Origin of the sequence: Accumulibacter sp. (assembly GCF_023806565.1) — a bacterium.
GTDB lineage: Bacteria > Pseudomonadota > Gammaproteobacteria > Burkholderiales > Rhodocyclaceae > Accumulibacter.
Genome location: NZ_JAMTDV010000066.1, coordinates 119,034 through 142,094 on the forward strand (window position 1 = coordinate 119,034; position 23,061 = coordinate 142,094).

Below are 23,061 nucleotides of genomic sequence, written 5' to 3' on the forward strand. Positions count from 1 at the left end.
ATGCCGATCAACCTGCCTGCCATCGACGACCGCAACTACGAGCAACTCGTCCGCGATGCGCTCGCCCGCGTTTCGATCCACACCCCGGAATGGACGCACACCGGCCCATCCGACCCCGGCGTCACGCTCGTCGAGCTGTTCGCCTTCATGGCCGAAAGCCTGCTCTATCGGGCCAACCTGATTCCCGAACGCAATCGCCTCAAGTTCCTGCAGCTCCTTGGCGTGCCGTTGCTGCCGGCAGCCTCGGCGCACGGTCTGGTGCAATTGCGCAATGAAGCCGGCGCCCGCCTGAACGTCACCCTGCCGTCCGGGCTGACCTTCTTCGCCGGAGCCCTTCCTTTCGTCAGCGACAGCGGCCTCGACGTTCCGCCGATCGAAGGACTGGCAGTGTTCAAACGCACACTCAACAGCCCCGACAGCGCGCTGGTCGATTACTACCGGCAGCTCTACGAAGCGACCGGTCGCGACTTCGACGCGCTGGCGCAGGACGCGAGCACTGCCACCGGCACACCGGTCGACCCGGTTCTCTACGAAACCGTCGCCCTCGACGATCTGCCGGCAGCCCTCGACGTCGGCGCCGATGCCGTCGATGGGGCTCTCTGGCTGGCGCTCCTCGCACCACCCAAGGCGGGCGAAAGCGAACGCGCTGCGGTGCGCGCACAACTCGCCGGGCGCACGCTGTCGATCGGCCTCGTGCCGGAACGCAGCGACCCCGCCGCACGCCTCATTGCCGGCAGCCCGGCGACGCCGCCGCCGGCGTTCAGCGTCTGGATTCCCAATCCCGCGGCCAGTGGTACCCACTACTCGCGTCTCGATTCGGTGGCACCCGCAGGCTTCCCTGATCGCCCTGGCATCCTCCAGGTGACGCTCCCGAAAGCCGTCGAAGCCTTGGTCACCTGGTCCGACGACGAACCGCTCGAAGCCGGCGTCGGCGACCGCCCGCCGGTGCTCAACGACGACCAGATCAGCCAGCGCCTGCTGACCTGGTTGCGCGTCGACGGCCTCGCCGGTGCCGGCGTGCAACTGCGCTGGGCCGGAGTGCATTGCGTGCCGGTCACCCAGCGCAGCCGCATCGCACGCGAACTGCTCGCTCCCGGCGATGGCGAAGCCGACCAGCGCCGCACGCTGAGCCACGGGCAGGTGCTCGCCGACTCGATCGTCGTCGCGGTGCAGGGCCAGCGCTGGGATCTCACCGACGAACTCGAGGCCGCACCTGCCGAAGGACGCCCGGGTTCGACGGTATTTGCGCTCGACGCCGAAGCCGGCATCCTGCGCTTCGGCGACGGCGTGCGCGGCGCCCGCCCCGCTCTCGGTGCGGAAATCGCGGTCGCCTTCGACTGGTCGGCCGGTGCCGCCGGCAACGTTGCCGCTGGTGCGATCAAGCTCGGCCCCGATCTGCCGCCGGGTTTCAAGCTTGCCAATCCGCTGCCGTGCACCGGCGGCACCGACGCCGAGCAGGCGGGCGACGCGGAAAAGCGCATCCCGCTGGTGCTGCGCCATCGCGACCGGGCGGTCAGCGCCGACGATTTCGTCGAAGTGCTCAAGGCAGCTCCCGGCGCCGACGTCGGCCGCGTCGAGGTGCTCGCCGCCTGGCACCCGGAACTGTCACCGGCCTTGCCTGGCGACCAGCCCGGCGTGGTCACCGCGATGGTCATTCCCCGCCTCGACCCGCAACACCCGGATACCCCGCGCCCCGACGCCAACTTCATCGACGCGCTGTGCAAGTACCTTGCACCGCGCCGGCTGGTGACCTGCGAAGTGCTGCTGCGTGCGCCGATCTATACGGGGGTGTGGATCAGCGTCGGCATCGAGATCGTCGCCGGCCAGGCGGTCGCCACCGTCCGCGAACGCGTGCGTGCGGCTCTCGCCTTTCACCTTGCGCCGCTGCCACCGGCAGTCACCGGCGCGCCTGTACCGACGATTCCAGGCCTGGAAAACGGCTGGCCGCTGTTCCGAGCGGTCGGCGCGCTCGAACTGGCGACCGTCGTGGCACGCAGCGAAGGCGTCGCGGGAGTGACCGGGCTGTTGCTCGGCGACGCCGGCGGCAGTCGCCGCGACAGCGTTGCCATGCAGGGTCTGCAACTGCCTTACATCGCCGGCCTCGCAGTGAGCCTCGGCGACCCGGTGCCGCTCGACGAACTGATCGGGCGCGGCAGCGGTGCACAGGGCGATGGCGAAAGCGGTGGTTCCGGCGGCAGCGGCCGGCGCCGGATGCCGGTGCCGCAGGTTCCGCAGGAGTGCTGAAATGGATGCCAACGGCAGCCGCTACCACGCGCTGGTAAGCGAAGGCGACTGGACCGGCTGCCTGCCGGCGACTGACGGCGACCCCCGCTTCGTCTGGCGCAACGGTGCGCTGGTGCTCAGGCCTCTCCTTTTCGAATTCAGGTCAGGCGTCGGCACGAACGCCCCGCTCACCGAAGAGAGCGGCCGCGGAGGCGTTTTTGACTCCTACGGCAATCTCTATTCGCTCGCTCCCGACCGCCACAGCGTGCGCATTCGTTCCGCCGGCAGCGGCGTGGACAGCGACTTCTGGCCGGTGAGCGGCGCCACGGCCGGCGAACCTGCGCATGATGCCGTCGGCGAGATCGAGGGTTACCGCGGCGGCGAACGCACCCCGCCGGCCGGATTTTTCCAGCCGGCGACGCCCGCCAGCAGCGTGCCGGGCCTGCCGCGACTCGACGCGATCACGGTGAGTCGCGGCCACTATCTCATCGCTGCTTCGCAGGAAGCCGGCGGGCTGTTGATTTTCGATCTCTACGGCGCCGGCCCGCCCCTTTTCCAGACCTGGCCGGCAATCGCCGAGATGCCCGCCGAGGCATTGGTCGCACTCGACGATGGCGGCGTCGGAGCCTTGCTTGCCAATCGACTGCTGCGTACCGGCCCGGATCTGAAGCCGCGCGTTCCCCGCCACGAGCAGCCGCCGGTTTTCGCGCCGCCGCCGCTGCCGGTCGAAGCCGTCGCCACCGCCGGCGGTGAACCCTGCGAACTCGATCTCGGCCCGGCCTTGCCTGCCGGCGCGCAGGCCGGTGCCGTCGCAGTATTGCCCGGCGGCCGCCTGCTGGTACTCAGCCAGCTTCCCGGCCAAGCGGGCAGCGCCTGGCTCGGCGCAATCGGCCTGGACGGCAAACCGATCCCGGTGATCGCCGGCCAACCGGTGGTGGCGAACCTGCCGCTCGCGATCGACCCCGGCGGCGACGCCGGCGTCGTCGCGCTCAATCCGCTGATCGGCGCGATTACCCTCGACCGTGTCACCCCGTCCCTGGCGACGCGCGCGCTGGCCATCGACTGGGGCAGGAGTGCGCAGGCAGCGAGCGAAGCGGCGGCTGACGCACCGTTCTCGGCAATCGTCGTCGATGCCGCCGGCGACCAGGCGTACCGACTCGCGGCAGGATGGCAGGATGGTGGCCTGATCGTCGCAATCGTTGGCGAGTACCTGCCGATGCGTCGCTACCGGGGGATGGGACTGGCCGCGCTGGCCGCCGGTGTCCGCCTGCACGCGTACCCGGATGCGCGCGTCTTCTACGCCAGCGAAGGCTACTGGGCGCCGCTCCTGGCGCTCGCGCAGCCCCGCTACCTGCGGGCAGCGACGCTGAGCTCGCCGATCTGGGACAGCGGCCTGCCCGGTTGCGTCTGGCATCGTCTGGCGATCGATCTGCGCCTGCCGCCGGGGACCGACGTCGCCGTCGAGACGCGGACTGCCGAGAGCGCCGAGGATCTGGCGCGGGCCGACTGGCGTGTCGAACCGACGCTGCTGCGTTCGGCGCGCGGCAGCGAGCTGCCTTGGCGCGATTCCGGCGACACCCCCGCCGGCACCTGGGAAGTCCTGCTGCAGGCCGCGCACGGCCGCTGGCTGCAGACTCGTCTGACGGTCACTGGCGACGGCCGCCAGACGCCGTCGCTCGCGGCACTGCGCGTCTGGTATCCGCGCTTTTCCTACGCCAACGAGTACCTGCCACCGGTTTTTCGCGCGGACACCGCCAGCGCCGATTTCCTCGACCGTCTGCTCGCCCTGTTCGAAGGCGAGTTCACCCGCTGGGAAGATCGCATCGCTGCCGTCCAGTGGCTGTTCGACGCGCGCACCGCGCCCGCGGAAAGCCTCGAATGGCTGTCCGGCTGGCTGGGACTGGCATTCGACCCGGCCAACGACGAAGCGCGCAAGCGCCTCCTCATCCGCCACGCGATGAGCGTACACGCTCGCCGTGGGACGGTGCCGGGGCTGCTGCTCGGCGCCACCCTGGCGTGGGAGCGCAACGTCGACGAGAACTGGTTGCGCGATCCCGAAACGCTGGCCGAACGTCCGCACGGCCTGCGCCTGCAGGAGCTCTTCGGCCTGCTCGCGCCATTGCCGGCCACGGTCTGGCGTCCGCTCGACGGACGTGCGCTGCTGCTCGCGCCCGACCGGCTCGACGGCGACCCGTCGCTGCCCGATCCTGGCGAACTTGCGGCGCTCGACGTCAGCGGCGCCGCCGCGCTGGCCGCCGCGCAACCCGGACGGCGTGCGCAGCTGCAGCGCGCACTGGGTTTCGTTCCGCGCGCCGCGCTCGAAGAGGCTCGCCTGTGGGCGGCGTGGTGCGACGCCGCGGGTCACGACCCCGGCGCACGGCCGGCACAACCGACCGACGAACCAGCCGACACGATGGAATGGAGTTCCTATCTCGCCACCAGCCGCCCGTGCGCGCCGCTGCGTCAACGCTGGCAGGATTTTCTTGCTCGCCGCTGGCGCCGGGTATCGGCACTCAACGTCGCCTGGGGCAGCCGCTGGCGAAGCTTCGCGCAGATTCCGTCGCCGATCGTGCTGCCAGCGGCGGATGCTGCGCTGGCCGACTGGCATCGCTTCGAAGCGCAGGTGCTGCGCGGCTTGGCCAACGCCCATCGCTTCCGCATCGTCCTGCCACTGCCGAGCGGCGAACTCGATCTCGACGATCTGGCGCGTCGCCGCGCCTCGGTGCTGCGCGTCGTCGAGCGTGACAAACCGGCGCACACCACCGCCGAGGTACGTTTCGGTTTCGACCTCTTCCGCGTCGGCGAAGCCCGCCTGGGGCTCGATACCCGCCTCGAGGCCGGTCTCGCGCGTCGCCCCGAACTGGCCGCGCTGGCTTACGGCAGCGGCGCCTTCGATCCGGCCGTCCTCGGGCGCAGCGATCTCGGCGGTGCGCGACTGTCGCCCGCCCGTCCGCAACCGCCGGCCGACCGCGTCGGTCTGGATCGCGGCTGACACTCATGTCCGGTCGGAACGCTCCTCCGATGCCACTGACGCCACTTTTCCCCTAATTTCCCTATCCGGAGGCCATCATGACCTGCTGCAGCGGCTCCACCTTCGCCCCCGCTCCCGACGCAGCGCTCGACCCGAGCAAGCGCGTCAATTTCACTTTCGGCATGGTGCTCGGCGTCGACGATTTCCGTCAGGAGCACCTGTACCTGGCCGCCCGCGACGAGCGCGGGTTGCGCGAGACGATCGGTTATGGGGTGATCAGTGGCCTCGAGGTGAAGACCGACCCGCCACCGCCGTCCGCCGCCAGCAAAGTCGAAGTTCGGGTCACTCCCGGTCTGGCGCTGCTGCCCGACGGCAAGCTGGTCGCCGTCACGGTCGATCAGTGCGCATCACTCGGCGACTGGCTGTCCGGGCCGGACAAGCGCAACGACAGCGGCGATCACAGCGTCTACGTCGTCCTGCGTTATGCCGAAACCGCCGGCACGCCGGTACCCATCCCGGGCGAACCATGCCGCGACGAAAGTGCGCTGCAGGCCGACTCGCGCATCGCCGACAGCTTCACCCTCGATTTCTCCTGGACGCCGCCGGCGAGCCGCGAAGACGACGCGCTGCGCAGCTTCGTCGCCTGGTTGCGCAGGATCGAGGTACAGGCACATCCCTCTCCTGCTCCCGACCTGGGAGCGTTCCAGGCAGCGGTGGAACAGGCGGTCGCGCAGGCGATCCAGGCCGGCTGGCCAGCCAACGGCAACCCCCCGCTGGCCGAAACACCGGCGCCGGCAGCGACGCTGTACCAGAACCTGGTGATTCCCTACGACCACTATGCGGAATTCGTCAGCGCCGCCTTCGACGTCTGGATTCGCCGTCTGCGTGCTCTCTACCTCGCCAAGCACGGCCCGGTCCCGCCGGCCGAGGACGGTGCCGAAAACGGGCTGCTGCTCGGTACGATCGATTGCAAGCTCACCGCCGGCGCGCTGTCGTCCCTCGCAGGCGTGCGCCTGCTCGGCCGCCCGCAACTGGCACATCAGCGCCTGTTGCAGGAGTGGTTGTTGACCAAGGCCGACGATGCACCGCGCAATGCCCACTATGTGCTCGGCAACAGCGACCCGCGACTGCCGGACGCGCAGGATCTGCACGCGGCTTTCGCCGGCGCAGCGCGCAGGATGGCAAAGGTCGAAATCTCGGGGAGTGACGGGGTCTTGCAACCGGCGCTGATCTGGCCGGGTAACGAGGCTGGCGCCGACTACTATGGTCCCGACATGGACACTCCGATCCCGGTTGCGGACGGTGGCACCGGTCAGAGCGCCGGACCGCAGCCCGGACAGCTGTTGGTCGGAGCGCCCGAGAGCGTCCCGCCGACGTTCACCCTCGGCTGGCTGACCGGCGCGACGCACGGCGAAGGCGACGCACAGGTCGCCAATATCAACGTCGACGTGAACACGGCCGCCCCGAACATCCTGCTCGATACCGTCCAGAACATCGACCCCGATGCCTCTCCGAGCTTTGCGGGTCTGACGGTAAGCGGCACCCTCACCGCCGGCGCGCTGGAAGTCAGCGGCCCGGCGACGGTGACCGGCGCATTTACTGCCAACGGCGGCGTCACTGCCAGCGGATTGAACGTCGCCCCCCTCGCCTCGGCGGTGATCGGCAGCAATGCTGCCGGCGATTTTGTCAAGGCTGTCCGCTGGGACGGCGTCGAAGCCAATGTCGGCAACGAGGCGACCTATTACTACGCACCCGGACAGGGACAACCGGTGCGCATCGAAGACGGCGGCACCGGACTCTCGGCACGGCCGCAGCCGCTGCAGATGCTGGTCGGCCGCAACGACGACGCGCCGCCGGAATACGTGCTGGCGAACCTGGTGGCGGGCAGGAATGTCACCTTGTCGCTGCAGCGTGTCGTCCTTCCGTCGCCGATCGATGGCCCGGCGCGGCCTGGCCCCGTCGACCTGCCGTCGCCTGTCGACATTCCGACACGACCCGACCGTGTCGACCAGCCGTCGCCGATCGAACTTCCGATGCGGCGACTGGGATGGAATCTGACGATCGAGGCTGCCGGCAGCGACATAACGCTTCCCCTGGCCCCGGCGCAAGGCGGCACCGGTCAGGTGGGGACGCCGCAGAATGGCCAGATTCTGGTTGGCAACGATGGCGGCAGCTTTGCCATCGGCGACGTCATCGCCGCCAATGGCGGACGCAACCTCAACGTCAACGCCAGTGCCGGCGGCATCACGCTCGACACCGTGCAAGATCTGAACCCGGAGGCCATCCCCACCTTCGCCGACCTGCGTCTGACGAAGTTCCCTGCCACCCCTGCCACCCACACCCTCGGGTGGAACAGCGAAACCAGCGAAGTCGTCCTTGGCGGAGCCAGCGCCGGAAGGAAAGTGCTGCTGCTCAAGAGCGCGCAGGAATTCCCGCAAACACAGGAAGATCTGAAAGCCCTGGGTAGCAACGACCTGGTTCTGGTGTACCTGGGCGACGCGCAGGCGCAGGTGGCCCTGCCGCCACCGCTGTTCGATGGCCAGGAACTGGTGATCAAGGTTGGGCCCAAGGCGCCACCCGTCCTGCTCGCCGACAAGGGGACCGTGGACCAGGGCGCCATCGGCCTGGAAGCGGGACGTTCGCTGATCCTGATCGGCGCCGTCAGACTCAAGCTGTGGCTGGTCATTGGAAGGAGCTGAGCATGACCGAGAGCGCGATCTCCCTCAATCAGCCGGTGGCCGCCAGCGGCGCAGCGCGCACCTTCTTCTTCAACGGTCGCCTGCTCTCCGCCGAGGATCTCCGGCGAGAGCAGGCGCTGCGCGAAAACGGCCAGAGCCAGTTGGCACGCCTGATCGGCTGCGGCATCGCCACCGGCCTGGAGGTCAGCGGCGACTTCGGCAGCAGCGCTCTGTCGATTGGCGCCGGCCTGGGCGTCACTCCCTCGGGACTGGTGATCGACATCGACGCCGTCGATCTCGATCTCGCCGGCAGCTCCGGCAGCGCCCGCAGCAGCGCTTTTGCCACCTGCGCCGCGGCCATGGCCAACCTTGCGAGCCCTGCCGCCGGCGTGTATCTGCTGGTGCTGACACCGACCTGGATCGGCAATGGCCGCGCCGCGACGCTGCTCGGCGAAGTCGGTGCATGCAACCGCAACGTCGAACAGCCGGCGGTGCGGGCCCGCCTGCTCGCCGTCAGTGCGCCGCAGGGCGCCACCGACAGGACGGCGCGCAACCTGGTCGCACACGCCCTGCTGGCGCCCGACGATCCGGCCGCAGTGCTCAGCCACGCGGCGGCGGCGGAAGTGCCCAGCGGAGCGCTGCGCTTGATCGGCTGGTGGCCGGCCAGCAGCGTGCCGACGCTCAGCGCCGACGACCTGCCGCTCGCTCTCCTGCGCATCGACCAGAACGCAGACGTGGTCTGGCTCGATGGCGCCGCCGCACGCCGCCGCATCGCGCCACCGCCGGGATTCGCCGGCGACACCTTCTGGCGCAATTCGCACGCCCTTGAGATGGAAGCTTTCGCTCGCCAGTTCGTCGATCAGCTTGCCGACGAGGCGGCGCTCCCGAAGAAAGATCGGAACGCAGCCGGCGCCGCGGCCTTTGTCGCGCTGCCACCGCTGGCGCTGCTGAACAAGGCGCAATTCGACCTTCTCGTCGCCTTCTTCGCAACTTCGCTTGCCCTGCCCAAGGAGCCGTTCACCGTCGATCGCGGCGAATTCGTGCAAGCCCTGCGCGAGGGGCTGGACGACGCCACCGGCTCGCTCGCCGGCGCTTCGGCGGCAGTGCTGCACATGCGCGGCAGCGATCGCTATCTGTTCCGCCTGCGCTACCGGCACAGGACGACGATCGTCGAGACGCTCGGTGACGAGCGCTCGTCGAAACGGCTCGCCAGCCTCGCCGGTCATACCCTGCACGACAAGAGCGCCGACGCCACGAAACGTTCGCTCGCCGCGTCGGTGCTGACCCAGGCCCCGAACCGGACCCGGCGGGCGCCGAAGGGCTGACCGGAAACGCTGCCAGTCGCACGATGAACGCTCCTCCCGCGCTCGCCATCGCCCGTTTGCGTGGCCACGCAGCGCTGCGCGAACCGATCATCGCGCGACTGGCAGCAGAAGCGCTGGCGAGCGAAGTGGCCAGCGCTCTGCCGGCACTGCCGCCGCAATCGGTGCTGATGGTGCGTCGACTGGCGCTGGCCGTTCCCGGACTCGATCTGACACGCTTACCGGAGAGCAGGGTTCGCCAGGATACGGCGCGTGCCGCCCATGCGCTGCTCACCGACGCTTACCGGCGGGCAGCTCGCCCGGCTTGCGAAATGGTCTCCGGGCAGTGCGCCGCCGTTCTCTTCGGCGACGAGGCGGAGTTGCTCGCCTGCCTCGCACGGGATGCGCTGAGTGGCCGTCTTGACGCCTGGTGGTGGCGGACCTTGCTCGGCGAACGCTACCCTGACTGGAGCACCGCCTGGCGCGACCGACCCGCGGCCACGACGGCCGCCTTGCGCCTGCTCACGCGCGCCGGGCTTGCCGCCCGGACAACGGCCGAACTGCGCGCGAGGGGAGTGGAAATCGATCGCTTGCCGGACGCAGTGCCGCCCAACGACGCTTCCGAACGTTCCGACCGGCCCGCGGCGACGGGCGACGGCCGGCTGCCGATGCGGACCCAAGCCGCCGCACTCGGACGCCCGTCCGCAGATGGCGTCGTGCCGGAACGGCAAGGACCGCTTCCCGCGGCCCACGTGTCCGCCGACCTCCCGCTCGCTGCCCCCGCAGTCGTTGCACCGCGGACGCCGCTGTCGCCGAAAGCAGCAACCGAATTGCCGGGCGCCGGCCCGCCGGCGGTCGAGCCGGGCAGCGCCATCGTGACTCCGGCCCTGCTGCGGTCAGCAATCCCCTCCGCGGCATCGCCTGCATCCGTCGCACTGCCGCACGCCTCGCCCGCCCCCCGCGGCGACGCCCCGAGCCCGTCAGCGAACGCGCGCGCGGCGGCGGGCGACGCCGTCGCACCCCGGCCCGCGCCCGCCGACGACGGCTCCGCCAGCAGCCACCATTCGGCCACTCCCGTTCGGCCAGCGACGGCCAGCTGCGGTTCCCAGGAGGAGCCCCCGACCGCCGACGACACGGCGCTCGTGTCGACGGTCGGAACCACCGGTCGCGACCCGCCGTCCGTGGTCTGCGGAACGGCAGCAGCGGGAATGGGCCTCGCCGCCTCTCCTCCAGGCAGCGAAGAGAAATCGCGGCCTCGCCGACGACCGGCCGACCGCCTCGCCCGCGTTGTCGCCAAGATCGTTCCCGGCACCAAGGTGGCCGCTCGTCCACCCGACGAGTCCGACGACGAAGTCTCCGCCTTCCCGTTGGCCAGCGCTCCGCAGGCGATCAGCAGCGGCTACGGCCGCCTGCTCTTCCTGGTCAACCTGCTGCTCGACGACGGCCTTTACCCGGATTTCACGCGCCCCACCGAGCGCGGCTTCCCGGTGCCGATCTGGCGCCTGCTGGCCCTGCTCGGCAGCGCTCTGGCCGGACCGGCGCTACGCGGCGACGCAATCTGGGGACTGCTCGATCGTCTGGCCGCCGAACTGCCGACCGGTGACGACTGCGCTTTCGACCGCGTCTGGCCGATCCCTGCCGCTCCCGCCCGCGGACATTTTCGCCCGCCGAGCGAGCCGCATCGCCAGCACCTGCATCGGACACCGCGACGCGGCTTCGCGCGCTGGCTGGCGCGCTACCAGCTATCACTGCGCGCGCGCCTGGCGCAGTCGCTGGCGATTCCGCCGGCGCTGGTCGGCAACGCCCTGCGACAGCAGCGCGGAAATTCGCTGCTATGGGTTTCGGCGGCGGAGATCGTCGTCGTGCAAGCACTCGACGAGCACCCGGTCGCCTGGCGGCTCGCCGGTCTCGACCGCGACCCCGGCTATCTGCCGAGCGCCGGCCGCAAGCTCCGTTTTGTCTTCGATTGAGTGGCCCGACGCTGATGAAACCGAACGACCTCGAAGAGAACGGCAGCGACCGCGACGGCAGCACCGCCGAGGGTTTCCGCCCGCTGCTGCTGGCCGCCGCCTGGCGCATCGCCGCGACCGCCCGCGAGACGCTCGACGAGGAACTCGCCGAGCGTTTCGGCTTCCTCGACGATTACGCCGCGGCTTTCGAGGCACACCCGGATTCGTCCCCGCACCATCCGCTGGCGGCGCTGGCGGCGGTCGCCGGCTGGCCGGCCAGCACCCTCGAGGTCTGGCTCGCGCACGGCCTGATCGAGGAGGATGCGCGCTTCGGCCCGGTGTTCCAGGCGCTCGATTCCGACGCGGCAGCGAACCGTCCCAGTCTGGCACTGATGCAGTCGTGGTGGGGAACGCAGCCACGCGAAGGTTTGCGCCCGGCATTGCGCGCGCTGCTCGAACTCGGTCTGCTGCGTCCCTGTGTGGCGACCGCGACGCGCAGCGAGGCGCTGTACGAGGTCGAGGAGAACTGCTGGTCAGCGGCGCGCGGCGAGGCTCCGACCGAGCCACTGCCGGGTGTCCGCCTGCAGGCGCCGGAACTTGCGCCGCAACTCGACGAACTGGTGCTGCCGCCGGAGCTGTGTCGCGAGATCGAAGCGCTGACACCGCGTCTGGCCCGGCTCGGCGGCACGCTGATCGTGCGCGGACCCGAGCACAACGGCCGCGGCAGTCTGCTCGCCGCACTCGCGCGCCGGGAGGGACGGCAGATCCTGCTGATCGAGTGGCCGCTGCCGACGGGCGATGCGCCGCCTTGGCTGGGGGCCTTTGCCACCCTTGCCGAAGCGCGCCCGATCGTGCGCCTGCGCGTCACGCCGGGCGAACGTCAGCGCCTGCCGCGGCTGGCCGGTTACCATGGCTGGCTCGGCGTCGTCTGCGGCGACGAGGATGCCATCGAGGAGCCACCGGCACCGGCGCGCAGCCTGCGGCTGCCACTGCCGGACGCCGCACTGCGCGCGCGACTGCTGGCAAGCGCCGCGCCAGCGCGCGACGAGGCGGCGCTGTCTGGACTTGCCGGCCTGCTGCATCTTTCTTCCGGGCACCTGGTGCGAGCACTTGCGCAGCGCGTCGAGGCCAGCGACTCTTTGCCCGGCCAGGCGTCTGCCCTGCGCGAGGTGGCGCTGGCGGGCGGTTCGGCCGAACTCGACAGCCTCGCCCGCCGCCTCGACACACGCGGCGCGGAGTGGAGCGCGCTGGTACTCGACACCGAATTGCGGCGCGACCTCGCCAGCCTCGAGGCGCGCTGCCGCCAGCGCGACCGCCTGCGCGACGCCTTGCCCGCAGCCTTCGCGGCACGGCTCAACGCCGGCGTCCGCGCGCTGCTCGCCGGACCGTCGGGCACCGGCAAGACGCTCGCCGCGCAGGTGCTCGCCGAGCGCCTCGGCGTGCCGCTCTACCGCCTCGACCTGTCGTCGGTGGTCAGCAAGTACATCGGCGAAACCGAACGCAACCTGCACCGGTTGCTCGGCGCGGCAGAAGCGCTCGACGTGATGCTGCTGCTCGACGAAGGCGACGCGCTGCTCGCCCGGCGCACCGCCGTCGGCAACGCGCACGACCGCTACGCCAACCTCGAAACCAACTTCCTCCTGCAACGCCTGGAAAGCCACCGTGGCCTGGTACTGGTCACGACCAATGCGCTCGACCGCATCGACAGCGCTTTTCTGCGCCGCTTCGACGTGCTGCTGAACTTTCGCCTGCCCGAGTTCGACGAACGCCTCGATCTCTGGCACGCGCACCTGCCGCCAACGCACGCTGTCCCCGCGGCGATGCTCGAACGCATCGCCGAGGCGTGCACCCTCTCCGGCGGGCAGATCCGCAACGTCGTGCTCGCTGCCACCTCGTCGGCACTGGCGCTCGACTGCGCGGTCGACGACGAAATCCTTGCCGACGCGCTGCGGCGCGAATACCGCCGCAGCGGCGGCCTTTTCCCGCTCGCGCGCTGATGGCCATGCTCGCCCTGCGCGCACCACCGCGCCGCATCGCCAGCCCGAAGAGCGACCCGCGCTTCGTTGCCGTGACGCAGCAGGTACAGAGCGGCGCGGCGCGACTCAAGCAGCACGCTCCGGCTGCGCGCAAGGCGCAGGAGGCTTCGCGCTCGGCCAAGGCGCCGGCCAACGAACGACTCGCGGGAGCCAAGGCAAAAGTGGTCGATTCGCTCAAGGAAGCGCCGACCCCGAAACCGCAGCCGACCTCGTTCAAGGCGCTGCTGCGCGCCGAGATCGACAAGGCGATGCCGAAGACGCTCGGCGATACCGAAAAGTTCATGGACGGCGGCCAGTCCGGCGCGATGAAGGGATCGCTGCAGGGCAACGTCGGAGCGCAGAAGGCGGCTGCGGCCGGCCCGGTAGACCAGGCCAGCAAGAAGAACCCGGATCCCGGCAGCGTCCCGGCGCAGCCGTCGAGCGCACTGCCCGCCGAGCCGACACCGCAGAAGCCGGCGGTCGCCGCCGGAGAAGGGATGCCACCACCGGCGACGCCGGCCGAGGTCTCGCTCGATCAGTCCAAGCAGGATACCGCGCAGGCGCTGAAGGACGAGAAAATCAAGCCGCAGAGTCTGGGCCGCGCCAATGACCCGCGCTTCAGCGCGGTGGCCAGCGCGCAGGCGCAGGTGGCCAGCCAGGCCGACAAGGCCCCGGCCGGCTTCCGTGCCAGGGAGGCGTCGGTGCTTTCGGGAGCGCGTGCCCAGGCTGGCGGCATCGCGGCGCGCGGCAGCCTGCTGCTGGCCGGCACGCGCGGACGCGGCAACGCACAGGTGCTCACTCGCCAGCAGCAGCAGGCGGCAAGGGAAGAAGCCGAGCGGCAGAAGGTGGCGGCAAACATCGAAGGCATCTTCGCGCGCACCAAGACGCGCGTCGAGGCGAAGCTGGCAACGCTCGACAGCGAGGTGGCCGCCCTCTTCGACCCCGGCGTCGATGCGGCGCTGGCAGCGATGAAGTCCTTCGTCGATGACCGCATCTTCAAGTACAAGCTCGAACGCTACCTGACGATCCCCGGCCTCGGCCTCGCACGCTGGCTGCGCGACCAGGCGCTCGGACTGCCGGAAGAGGTCAATGCCTTCTACGCGCAGGGCCGGCAGGTATTTCAGGCAGCGATGGACCGGCTGATCGACCAGGTCGCCAACCTCGTCGAAACCCGTCTGGCACAGGCCAAGGCCGAGGTCGACCGCGGCCAGGCAGAAATCAAGGCCTACGTCGCGAGTCTGCCGGCCAACCTCAAGGCAGCCGGCGACGCCGCCGCGAAAGCGGTCGGCGACCGTTTCGCCGAACTTTCGCAGAGCATCGACGCGAAGAAGGAGGAACTCGCTTCGAGCCTGGCGCAGAAATACAAGGAAGCCTTCGACAAGGCCGACGAAGCGCTGAAGGCGATGCAGGACGAGAACAAGGGCTTGCTGCAGCAGTTCGCCGAGAAGCTCGGCGAAGTGGTCAAGGCGCTTCTGGAATTCAAGGCCAAGCTGATGGGAATCCTCAAGAAGGGCCAGGAAACCATTCAACTCATCCTCGACGACCCGATCGGCTTTCTCGGCAACCTGATCGCGGCGGTCAAGGGCGGTTTCAACGCCTTCGTCGCCAACATCTGGACGCACCTCAAGGCGGGATTCATGAAGTGGCTGTTCGGCGCGCTCGGCGAAATGGGAATCACCCTGCCGACCGACCTCAGCCTGCCGTCGATTCTCAAGCTGGTGCTCGACGTGCTCGGCATCACCTATGACCGGATGCGTGCCAAGGCGGTCAAGCTGATCGGCGAGCGCGCCGTCAGCGTCATCGAGAAGGCCGTCGAATACATCAAGGAACTGATCACCGGCGGGCCGGCCAAGCTCTGGGAGAAGATCAAGGAGGATCTCGGCAACCTCAAGGAAATGGTGATCGACGCCATCCAGGACTGGCTGATCACCACCGTCATCCAGCAGGCGGTAACCAAGGTGGTGTCGATGTTCAACCCGGCCGGCGCCATCGTGCAGGCGGTCATTGCGATCTACAACGTGGTCATGTTCGTCATCGAAAAGGCGCAGCAGATCATGGCGCTGGTCGAGGCAGTGGTGAATTCCGTGTACGCCATCGCGACCGGCGCGATCGGTGGCGCGATCAGCTGGATCGAGAAGTCGCTGGCCAGCGCGATTCCCGTCGTCATCGGCTTTCTCGCCCGCCTGCTCGGCCTCGGCGGCATCAGCAAGAAAATCCAGGAGTTCATCAGGAAAGTCCAGAGCAAGGTCGACGCCGCGATCGACAAGGTGATCGCCAAGGTGATCGCCAAGGTCGTCGGGGTGGTGAAGAAACTGTTCGGGAAAGCCAAGGCCGGCGCGCAGAAGTTGCTGGAATGGTGGAAGAAGAAGCGCCCCTTCTCGGGAGGTGGTGAGGACCACGCGCTGCACTTCGACGGGAGCAAGGGTAGCGCCAAGCTGATGGTGCACAGCAAGCCCAGCACGCCGAAGGTATTCGTGCAGGAATTCGTGAACATCAAGGGTACGGCGAACGATATCGCCGCTGTCAACGCGGCCGACGCGAAGATCCTTAAGACTCAGTCCGAGCTGTCTGCTGCCGAGAAGAAGGAGGACGAGACCGCGATGACGAAGTTGTCGGCACGGCTCGACAGCGAACTCGACGAGATGACCACTGCGCTGAAAAAGCTCCTCGCCGCGGGCGACAGCGAGGGCAGCGAGGCAAACCCGCTGATGATCGACTATCCGAAGCGCCGCGCCTCAGCCTATCCAACACTCTACGCCGGCCCACGCGTCGGCACCGGCACGCCGCTGCGCCAGCCTTGGCTTGCTGCACAGGTGGGTAAGTCGAACGCCGCCGCAAGGGTCGGTCTGCTCGCGCTGGCCGGCAAGAAGCTTGCCAACAACGCCGGCTTCAAAGCCTGGACCGGTCCCGTCGAGGCCTATTCGCCGATGTCAAAAAAATCGCTCGGCAGCGGCGAGCCGGTCGGTCTATCACCCCAGTTCGCATCGTTATCGACGGGGATGCTGCTCACCTACGGCAAGAAGGAGGGCACGGGCGGCGGCGGGAAGATCAATGACCGCTTCAAGCCCTATGGCTTCGTGCCATCCAGCCAGGGCGGCGAAGGCATGGATGGCGACCACGTGCTCGAGCGCCAACTCGGCGGACCCGATTCGCTCGACAATCTCTGGCCGCTCGACCGCAGCGAGAACCGCAGCAGCGGTGCGACAGTGAAGAACATCCCGGTCAAGCTCGGCAACACGACGATGACCGTGCACGAAGCTCGTCAGAGCAAGAAACTCAAGAGCAAGCCGGCGATTTTCCTGCTCGTACGCAGCACCAAGGGATGACCGCGGTCCGCGTCTCCTGTCTGATGCCTACCCGCGCGCGGCACGAGCTGCTGCCCACCGCGGTCGCCAACTTTCTGGCGCAGGAATTTGCCGACGCCGAGCTGCTGATCGTCAGCGAGGACGGCGTCCCGGACAGTATCGCGCCGGCCCTCGCCAGCGGCCGCGTGCGCCACATACCCTGCCCGCCTAGCCTCAGCCTCGGCGCCAAGCGCAATTTCGCCTGCCAGGCGGCGCAGGGGGAGTTGCTGGCGCACTGGGACGACGACGACTGGTACGCTCGCGACCGCCTCGGCCGACAGGTGCAGGCCTTGCTGGCGAAACCCGGCAAGGCCCTGTGCGGGTCCAGCCGGGTCTATTTCCGCGATTTGTCGGGCGAGCGTGCCTGGGAGTATCGCTACCAGGGCAACCGTCAGCCGTGGCTGTGCGGCGCAACGTTGCTCTACCGGCGCGAATTCTGGCTCGCGCATCCCTTTCCCGACCGCTCGATCGGCGAGGACAACCATTTCGTCTGGTCGGCCGACGCCGCCGAAGTGATTGACCTCGCCGATTCGGCCCTGTGCATCGCCAGCGTGCACGCGGGCAACTCCAGCCGCAAGGACACCACCAGCGCCTGGTGGACGCCGGTCCCGCGCGCGCGTATCGACGCCCTCATCGCGCAAGCGGCGGCGACCCCGACAAGCGCCCGGATCGACCGCCCACGCGCGACGCTGGTGCTGGCGGGCGGCATCGGCGACGTGCTGCGCTGGGCGTCGCTGGTGCCGGTGCTCGACGCTGCCGGCTACGCCGTCGATCTGCTGCTGGCCGCGGACTACCCGGACTGCGCTGCGCTGTTCGCTGGCGCGCGCGGCGTCGATCGTGTGTTGCCGGCCGATCGCGCGCGCGCGCAATACCTGCCCGCCGGTGAAGCGCCACCGGAACTGGCGGTATTCGCCTACTGGGCGACGCCTTTCGCCGCACATCTGCCGGCGGCCCGCCAGCTCCTCGCCGACCCGCGGCGCTGGCGAGAGCACGGTGATCCGGCTTGCGCTGCAGCCATCGCCCGCGAACTCGGGTGGCCGGGGCCGCTGCCGGTGCCGCCGCTGGCGCCCGCGCTGCACGCCGGCGGTGACGAGATCGAAGCTGGAACGCTGGCCGTGCACGCGGGCTGCAAGCCCGGCTGGCCGTGGAAGAAGTGGCACGGCTACGGCGAACTGGCGAAACATTTCGCGTGCGTGTTGCGCGTCGGCACTGCCGCCGACGAAGACACCGCCGACACCTACTTCGCGACGCCGATCCGCTGGCCGGCGCACGTGCGTGACGCCACCTCGCCGCGCCCGCTGGCCGATAGCGCACGCCTGATCGCCCAGTGCGCCGCGCTGGTCGCCAACGACTCGGGTCTGATGCACCTCGCCGCGGCACTCGGCGTGCCGACCCTGGGAATCTTCGGCCTGACCAGTCCGGCGCGGGAGGCGATGCCCTGGCCCGCGATGCATAGCCTCAGCGGCGGCCTCGCCTGCGAACCGGCGTGCCGCACAGAACCCTGGGGCCGCCGCGACTGCCGACAACGGCTCGAGTGCCTGAAGCGAATCGAACCACGGCAGGTGGCGCAACGCCTGCTGGAGATCGCTCCGGCACTCGGCCAGACAGCCGCGCCGTCGGCGCACGCCGAGCCGCTTCTGACGCCGCCCAAGCCGCCTCCGCCTGCCCCTCTGCCGCTGGCAATCCGGCTTGGCGGTGGCTTCGGCGATCTCCTGCTCGCCGGCCGCATCGTCGAGCTGCTCTGGCAGCTCTCCGGTTACGGTCACGTCAGCACGTACAGCGATCGCCCCGAGCTGGCGCAGCAGGCGCTGGGCGGTCGCGGCCTGGTCAAAGTGTCGCATTCGCTGCGCGAGTGGCCGAAAGCGAGCGGGGTGCGCGTCGAGATCACCCAGTTCGTGCGCTTTTTCGATCAACCCGAGCGTTGGCGAAACACGCACCCCGCGCTCGCCGAATTGATTGCCCGCTCGCACGAACGCATTGCCAGCGTACGCGGGCTGGTCGACCGCCATCCTCATCTCGACGGCTTCTGGGCACGCCTGAACCAGGCCGGCGGTCGCCGACGCGGGGAATCGCTGGCCTGGAGCGCCGGCTTCGATTGCCAGACTCCCGGCCCGCTAGCGTGGCGCGCGACGCATGAGGCAGCACTGTGCCTCGCGCTCGACGAAGCCGACGTCGGGCCACTCCGGCATCTGAGCGCTGCCGGCAACCCCTGGATCACCGTGCATGACGGGTTCGACACCAGCGCCCAGGTGCGCCCGGGGCAGTCCGTCAAATGCTGGCCGCTCGCCCACTGGAGCGAACTGGTGCGTGCCCTCAAGGCAGTGCGGCCGGAGCTTCGCATCGTGCAGATCGGCGGCAGCAGCAGTCGCCCGATCCCTGGAGTGGATCAATGCCTGATCGGCGGCATCCGGCTGGGCGAGGCCCTCTGGCTCGTGCAGGGCGCGGAACTGCACATCGATGGAGAATCGGGACTCGTACACGCGGCGTACGCGCTCGGCACTCCGTCCGTGGTCCTCTTCGGTCCCACCGACCCCGCCTTCTTCGCTTACGCCGGCAACATCAACCTCGACGCCGGGGTCTGTACGCCCTGCTGGTGGAGCACTCCGGACTGGATGGCACGCTGCCCGCGCGGCCTTTCCGAGCCCGCCTGCATGGCGGCAATCACTCCCATCAGCGTACGCGACGCGGCGCTGCGCCTGCTCGAACGCTGCGAGGGGGAGCTTGCAAGAATTCCTTCGCTGACTCTCCGCCCGACCGCCAGCGCGGTCTGGGCACCGCCGACGCCTCGCGCCACTGCGCTCCTCGCCGCACTCAGCGGGCACGCCCAACTCGTCGACGAACGGGACGGGCACGCGCGCAGCCGACATACCGGTTGCCATGTGCACGCGACCAAGCGCTGGGAATACGCTTTCGCCGTGACTGCCCTCGGCATCGGAGAAGCTGACGTCGGCGACCGGCCGTTGCGCATCGCCGACCTCGGCTGCGGCCGTGGCGCACTGGGCCCCTGGCTGGCATCGCAAGGCCACGCCGTCGTCGGTTACGACCGCGACTTCGCCTGGGATGGCAACGGCGAGGCCGCCCGGCATTTCCTCCACTGGGCGGCTGACCAGGGCTTTGCAGCGCGGCCAGCGACTCTCTACTCGCTGCCGACCGCCAGTGGCGACAGTGCCGAAGGTTTCGACGTGGTAATGATGATCTCCGTACTGCAACATCTCGCACAACCGGCGCTCGCGCTGCGCGAGGCTCTCCGCATCCTCAAACCCGGTGGCCGGCTGGTGCTCAGTTTCGATCTGGCGTGCGTGCCGGAGGCGCTCGAAGACCGGCACCATCGCCGCTCGATCGTCAGCCCGTCGCGCCTCGCCACCTGGCTCGGACTGCCGGAATCCAGCCTCGGCCTGAGCGCATCCGCGATCGAGCGATCCGCCGACGACCTGCAGGCAGCTGGCGTTGCCGGCATGCCACGGGGGCTGACAGTCGGCGGACTATGCCTGGTGAAAGTGGTGTGAGTTCATTCCAGAGGCAGTGATTGCCCTGACTATCCCGGTCGATCGGCGGCAGCGATCGGCACCATCCGTCACGGTTGGGAGAAAGCTCCGCATTGTGCCGGCGGCGGTTGGCGCCAGGCCGGATTCAAGAGTCGTGCACGTGGTCTCGAGCAGGAGGGTAATCACGGACCTCGGCGAAGACCTGCCACGGAAGGACCGGCGCAGTGTGTAGTCCACAGGGGAGGTATGCATGACGAATGCTCGACGAGTTGCATCCGATGAAGGTAGCGCGGGCATTCGCGAAGATGCCATCGGCCGTGACGCGAGCGAGGGACAGCGACGCCGGGTACTCACGGCGCAGGGGATCATTCCCGCCATTTGCACCATGACGCATTTCCCACGCCTTGCTGCGTCCCGCGCCGTGCGTCAGCGGCCGGCGGCTACGGCACGCGCCGGTACTTGCCCCAAGCGCTCCAGCTGAACACCAGCAGGCCCAGCCAGATCAGTCCGAAGCTGAACACTTGAGCCATGTGCAGTGGCTCGCCGAAGATCCGGATCGCAGTGACAAACTGCAAGGTCGGATTGATATACATCAGCATGCCGAGAGTTGCCAGATCGAGCCGCTGCGCCGCTGCGGCGAAAGCGATCAGTGGCAGCGCAGTAAGGACGCCGGCGCCGATCAGCAGGCAGGTGGTCGTCAGGTCGTGCCCGGTGAACACTGGATGACCATTGCCGGCCTGCCACCAGGCGTACAAGACACAGGCCGGCAGCATCGCCAGCGTTTCCAGCCACAGGCCGGATACCGCATCGACCGGCAATTGCTTGCGCACCAGCCCATAGGTACCAAAGGTGCCGGCGAGGAACAAGGAAATCCAGGGGAGACTGCCGACCGCGATCACCTCGTTCACGATCGCCGCCAGCGCCAGTACGACCGAAAAGCACTCCATCCGGTTCAGGCGTTCCTTGAGCACGACCAGACCGAGCAGGACATTGACCAGCGGCGTCAGAAAGTAGCCGAGACTGGAAGCGACCACCTGCCGATTGGCGACGGCCCACAGGAAGACCAGCCAGTTGCTGCCGATCAGCAATGCGGCCATGGACAGCATCGACAACTGCCGCCAATTCGCGAAAACGGCGGCGACCCGTTGCCATTGCCGACGCAGTGTCAACAGCAGGCCGACGAAAACGAAAGCCCAGACGGCACGGTTGCTCAACACGTCGATCGGCGAAACGTGCGCCAGCTGGCGGAAGAACAGAGGAAAGAATCCCCAGATCCCGTATGCGATCAGACCGAACGCTACGCCGGCCAGGTGGCGCCTGCCGCGCATGATTTCAGGTCTCCCGCTGCGCGCTTCCGCTCCGGTCCACCGGAAGCGTGCGCAGATACGGCAGGTCGAGAGGAGACGAGCGCAGAGTCTGTCGCGGGCGGTGGCCCCGCGCGGGAGCCGTCAGCGTACGGCAGCGCGGCGCCGGGTCACGACTCGGCGCGCTGGCAGACGACATTCAGCTCTCGGCAAACACCCAGGATGCGCGTGACCAGCGTCGACGTGGCCGAGGTCGTGACGCCGGGATGGGCGGTTGACACGATCAGTTGCGAGAGATCTTCCCCGAGCGTACTCACCTGAATGCCGCCGATCTGAACGCCATCGGTGAACTCGATCGAGCGCCTGGCATCGTCGATGCGCGTCACCCGGACTTCAGTGCTCCTGCCCAGCAGACGCTTGATGGTGTCGAAGACCTTGTCTGGCGAGACTTCGACGATCACCGTCGCGACATCATAAGCGGCGCCGGTGGCCGGCGCGAACTGCGACATCTGTTCGATGCGTCCGATCGCTCGCCGCGCCAGGAACAACGCCTGTGCTTCGGCAGACCCGCACAATCCTGACAACAGACTGCCGGCCAGCAGACAGTGCAACAACCTCGATCGCTTCATTTCCGCTCTCCCGTCGAAATGTTTCGCGGCCACCTTGCCGCGGGCGCCAGGCAGATGCCCGTGTCGAGCCGGCTTCGGCCTGAACCGATTGGCGTCGATGGCCCGATGTCGCACGTCTGGCCTGGACGCCAAGGCTGCGCCATGCGGCGCCGGACGGCAGGCACCGCTACCGCCGGCCAAGCACCATCGGCCACCTATGGACTGCACTCCGGCGACGGGTTCAGGCCCTCCTTGTCCAGCGCCAGCGACGCATTGCCCTTGGCATACGTGATGACCCAGATGCTGTCGAAGTCGTTGTCCTTCCAGTCGGGCGGACTCTTGACTCCCAGTTGCCTGGCGAGCGGAGGAATCGCGCTGTGCTCCCACACCAGCAACACGGTACCGGTCTTTTTCTGCACGTCGGCGCTGACATCGCGATAATTCCTGGCGTCGAACTTGCTGTTCACCGTCAGGTTGTGCCTGATGGCAAAAGGAGCGACCGTCTGGAACATCCTTGCGTGGCCCGTCGATGTGCCGAGGCTCAGCGACGGCACATAAACATAATTTGGCTTGTTGAACTTTTCGTAGAGGACCGCCGGCAGTTGCCGGGAACGGTTCTCCCCCTGGCAGGACAGATGGTCACCCCTTGCCGGTTTCTCTCCGTGCCGAATGATGACCACTTTCAGGTTGGCGTCGGGCACTGCGCGGGCGATTCCAGGGAGAGAGAGGATCAACCAGACGATGCCGGCAGAAATGCAGTGCAGAATACGGTGAGCCATGCGAGTTTTCCTTCTAGTAAGCCGCGATGATGAAAGCGAGCAGGATCTCCCCGTGGGCAGCCACAGCAACCAGCGACCGAACCGTCAGGCCGAGTTTGCCTCGACAGCCTTGCGCAAGGCATCGAGCTCGGCTGGCCCGATGGTGTCGGCAAGCGGCACGTCGTTCTTCTCCTGAAATTCATTGAGCGCAGAACGCGTGCCCCTGCCACAGATTCCATCGATCGTACCACGGTGTGGATTCAGGTATGTCAGATACGATTGCGCTGCCCGAACCCTCAAGTCCCGAAAGGCACCGGCCTGGCATTTTGCGTAATTGGCCGCGAGTCCGGTATCGTAGCTTGCTTCTAATCTGAAGTTCCCTCCTATCACCCAAGTCGTGACAGCGCCAACCCGTTGTATTTCCC

Annotated in this window: 12 protein-coding genes; 8 read left to right on the forward strand and 4 right to left on the reverse strand. The window is 68.5% G+C overall.

What is annotated here, in order from left to right; genetic code table 11:
- From NFV80_RS08190 to NFV80_RS08225, 8 genes are all read left to right on the forward strand, one after another.
- Entirely contained in the window at nucleotides 1-2,244 is a 2,244-nt protein-coding gene (locus NFV80_RS08190; protein WP_295327223.1) for a baseplate J/gp47 family protein, read from the forward strand.
- A 1-nt stretch (nucleotide 2,245) separates the two neighbouring features.
- Nucleotides 2,246-5,215: a phage tail protein gene (locus NFV80_RS08195; protein ID WP_295327221.1), complete on the forward strand. Its 2,970-nt coding sequence runs from the start codon at nucleotides 2,246-2,248 to the stop codon at nucleotides 5,213-5,215.
- A gap of 77 nt (nucleotides 5,216-5,292) precedes the next feature.
- Nucleotides 5,293-7,893, forward strand: a complete 2,601-nt coding sequence (locus NFV80_RS08200; RefSeq protein ID WP_295327219.1) for a hypothetical protein — start codon at nucleotides 5,293-5,295, stop codon at nucleotides 7,891-7,893.
- Nucleotides 7,894-7,895: 2 nt separating this feature from the next.
- On the forward strand, nucleotides 7,896-9,197 hold the full coding sequence (locus NFV80_RS08205) for a hypothetical protein (RefSeq protein WP_295327217.1): 1,302 nt from the start codon (nucleotides 7,896-7,898) through the stop codon (nucleotides 9,195-9,197).
- A gap of 23 nt (nucleotides 9,198-9,220) precedes the next feature.
- Entirely contained in the window at nucleotides 9,221-11,143 is a 1,923-nt protein-coding gene (locus NFV80_RS08210) for a hypothetical protein (RefSeq protein WP_295327215.1), read from the forward strand.
- A 14-nt stretch (nucleotides 11,144-11,157) separates the two neighbouring features.
- Nucleotides 11,158-13,119, forward strand: coding sequence for an ATP-binding protein (locus NFV80_RS08215; RefSeq protein ID WP_295327213.1), 1,962 nt, complete (start codon nucleotides 11,158-11,160; stop codon nucleotides 13,117-13,119).
- Nucleotides 13,119-16,463, forward strand: coding sequence for a hypothetical protein (locus NFV80_RS08220; RefSeq protein WP_295327211.1), 3,345 nt, complete (start codon nucleotides 13,119-13,121; stop codon nucleotides 16,461-16,463). The genes NFV80_RS08215 and NFV80_RS08220 overlap by 1 nt, the downstream gene beginning before the upstream one ends.
- Nucleotides 16,460-19,987, forward strand: coding sequence for a glycosyltransferase family 9 protein (locus NFV80_RS08225; RefSeq protein ID WP_295327209.1), 3,528 nt, complete (start codon nucleotides 16,460-16,462; stop codon nucleotides 19,985-19,987). The genes NFV80_RS08220 and NFV80_RS08225 overlap by 4 nt, the downstream gene beginning before the upstream one ends.
- Nucleotides 19,988-20,406: 419 nt before the next feature.
- Here the strand turns inward: NFV80_RS08225 and rarD are convergent, their stop codons facing one another.
- The 4 genes from rarD to NFV80_RS08245 all read right to left on the reverse strand — a co-directional run.
- A complete protein-coding gene (rarD, locus tag NFV80_RS08230; RefSeq protein ID WP_295327207.1) occupies nucleotides 20,407-21,294 on the reverse strand; it encodes an EamA family transporter RarD in 888 nt (295 codons plus the stop codon).
- 146 nt (nucleotides 21,295-21,440) lie between these two features.
- Nucleotides 21,441-21,899 carry a hypothetical protein gene (locus NFV80_RS08235; RefSeq protein WP_295327205.1) on the reverse strand — a complete coding sequence of 153 codons (459 nt, stop codon included), beginning with the start codon at nucleotides 21,897-21,899 and terminating at the stop codon, nucleotides 21,441-21,443.
- A 194-nt stretch (nucleotides 21,900-22,093) separates the two neighbouring features.
- Nucleotides 22,094-22,657, reverse strand: a complete 564-nt coding sequence (locus tag NFV80_RS08240) for a histidine phosphatase family protein (protein WP_295327202.1) — start codon at nucleotides 22,655-22,657, stop codon at nucleotides 22,094-22,096.
- Between the two features lie 84 nt (nucleotides 22,658-22,741).
- Nucleotides 22,742-23,061: peptidoglycan-binding domain-containing protein (locus NFV80_RS08245; protein WP_295327201.1), on the reverse strand; the 320-nt coding region annotated here is incomplete at its 5' end.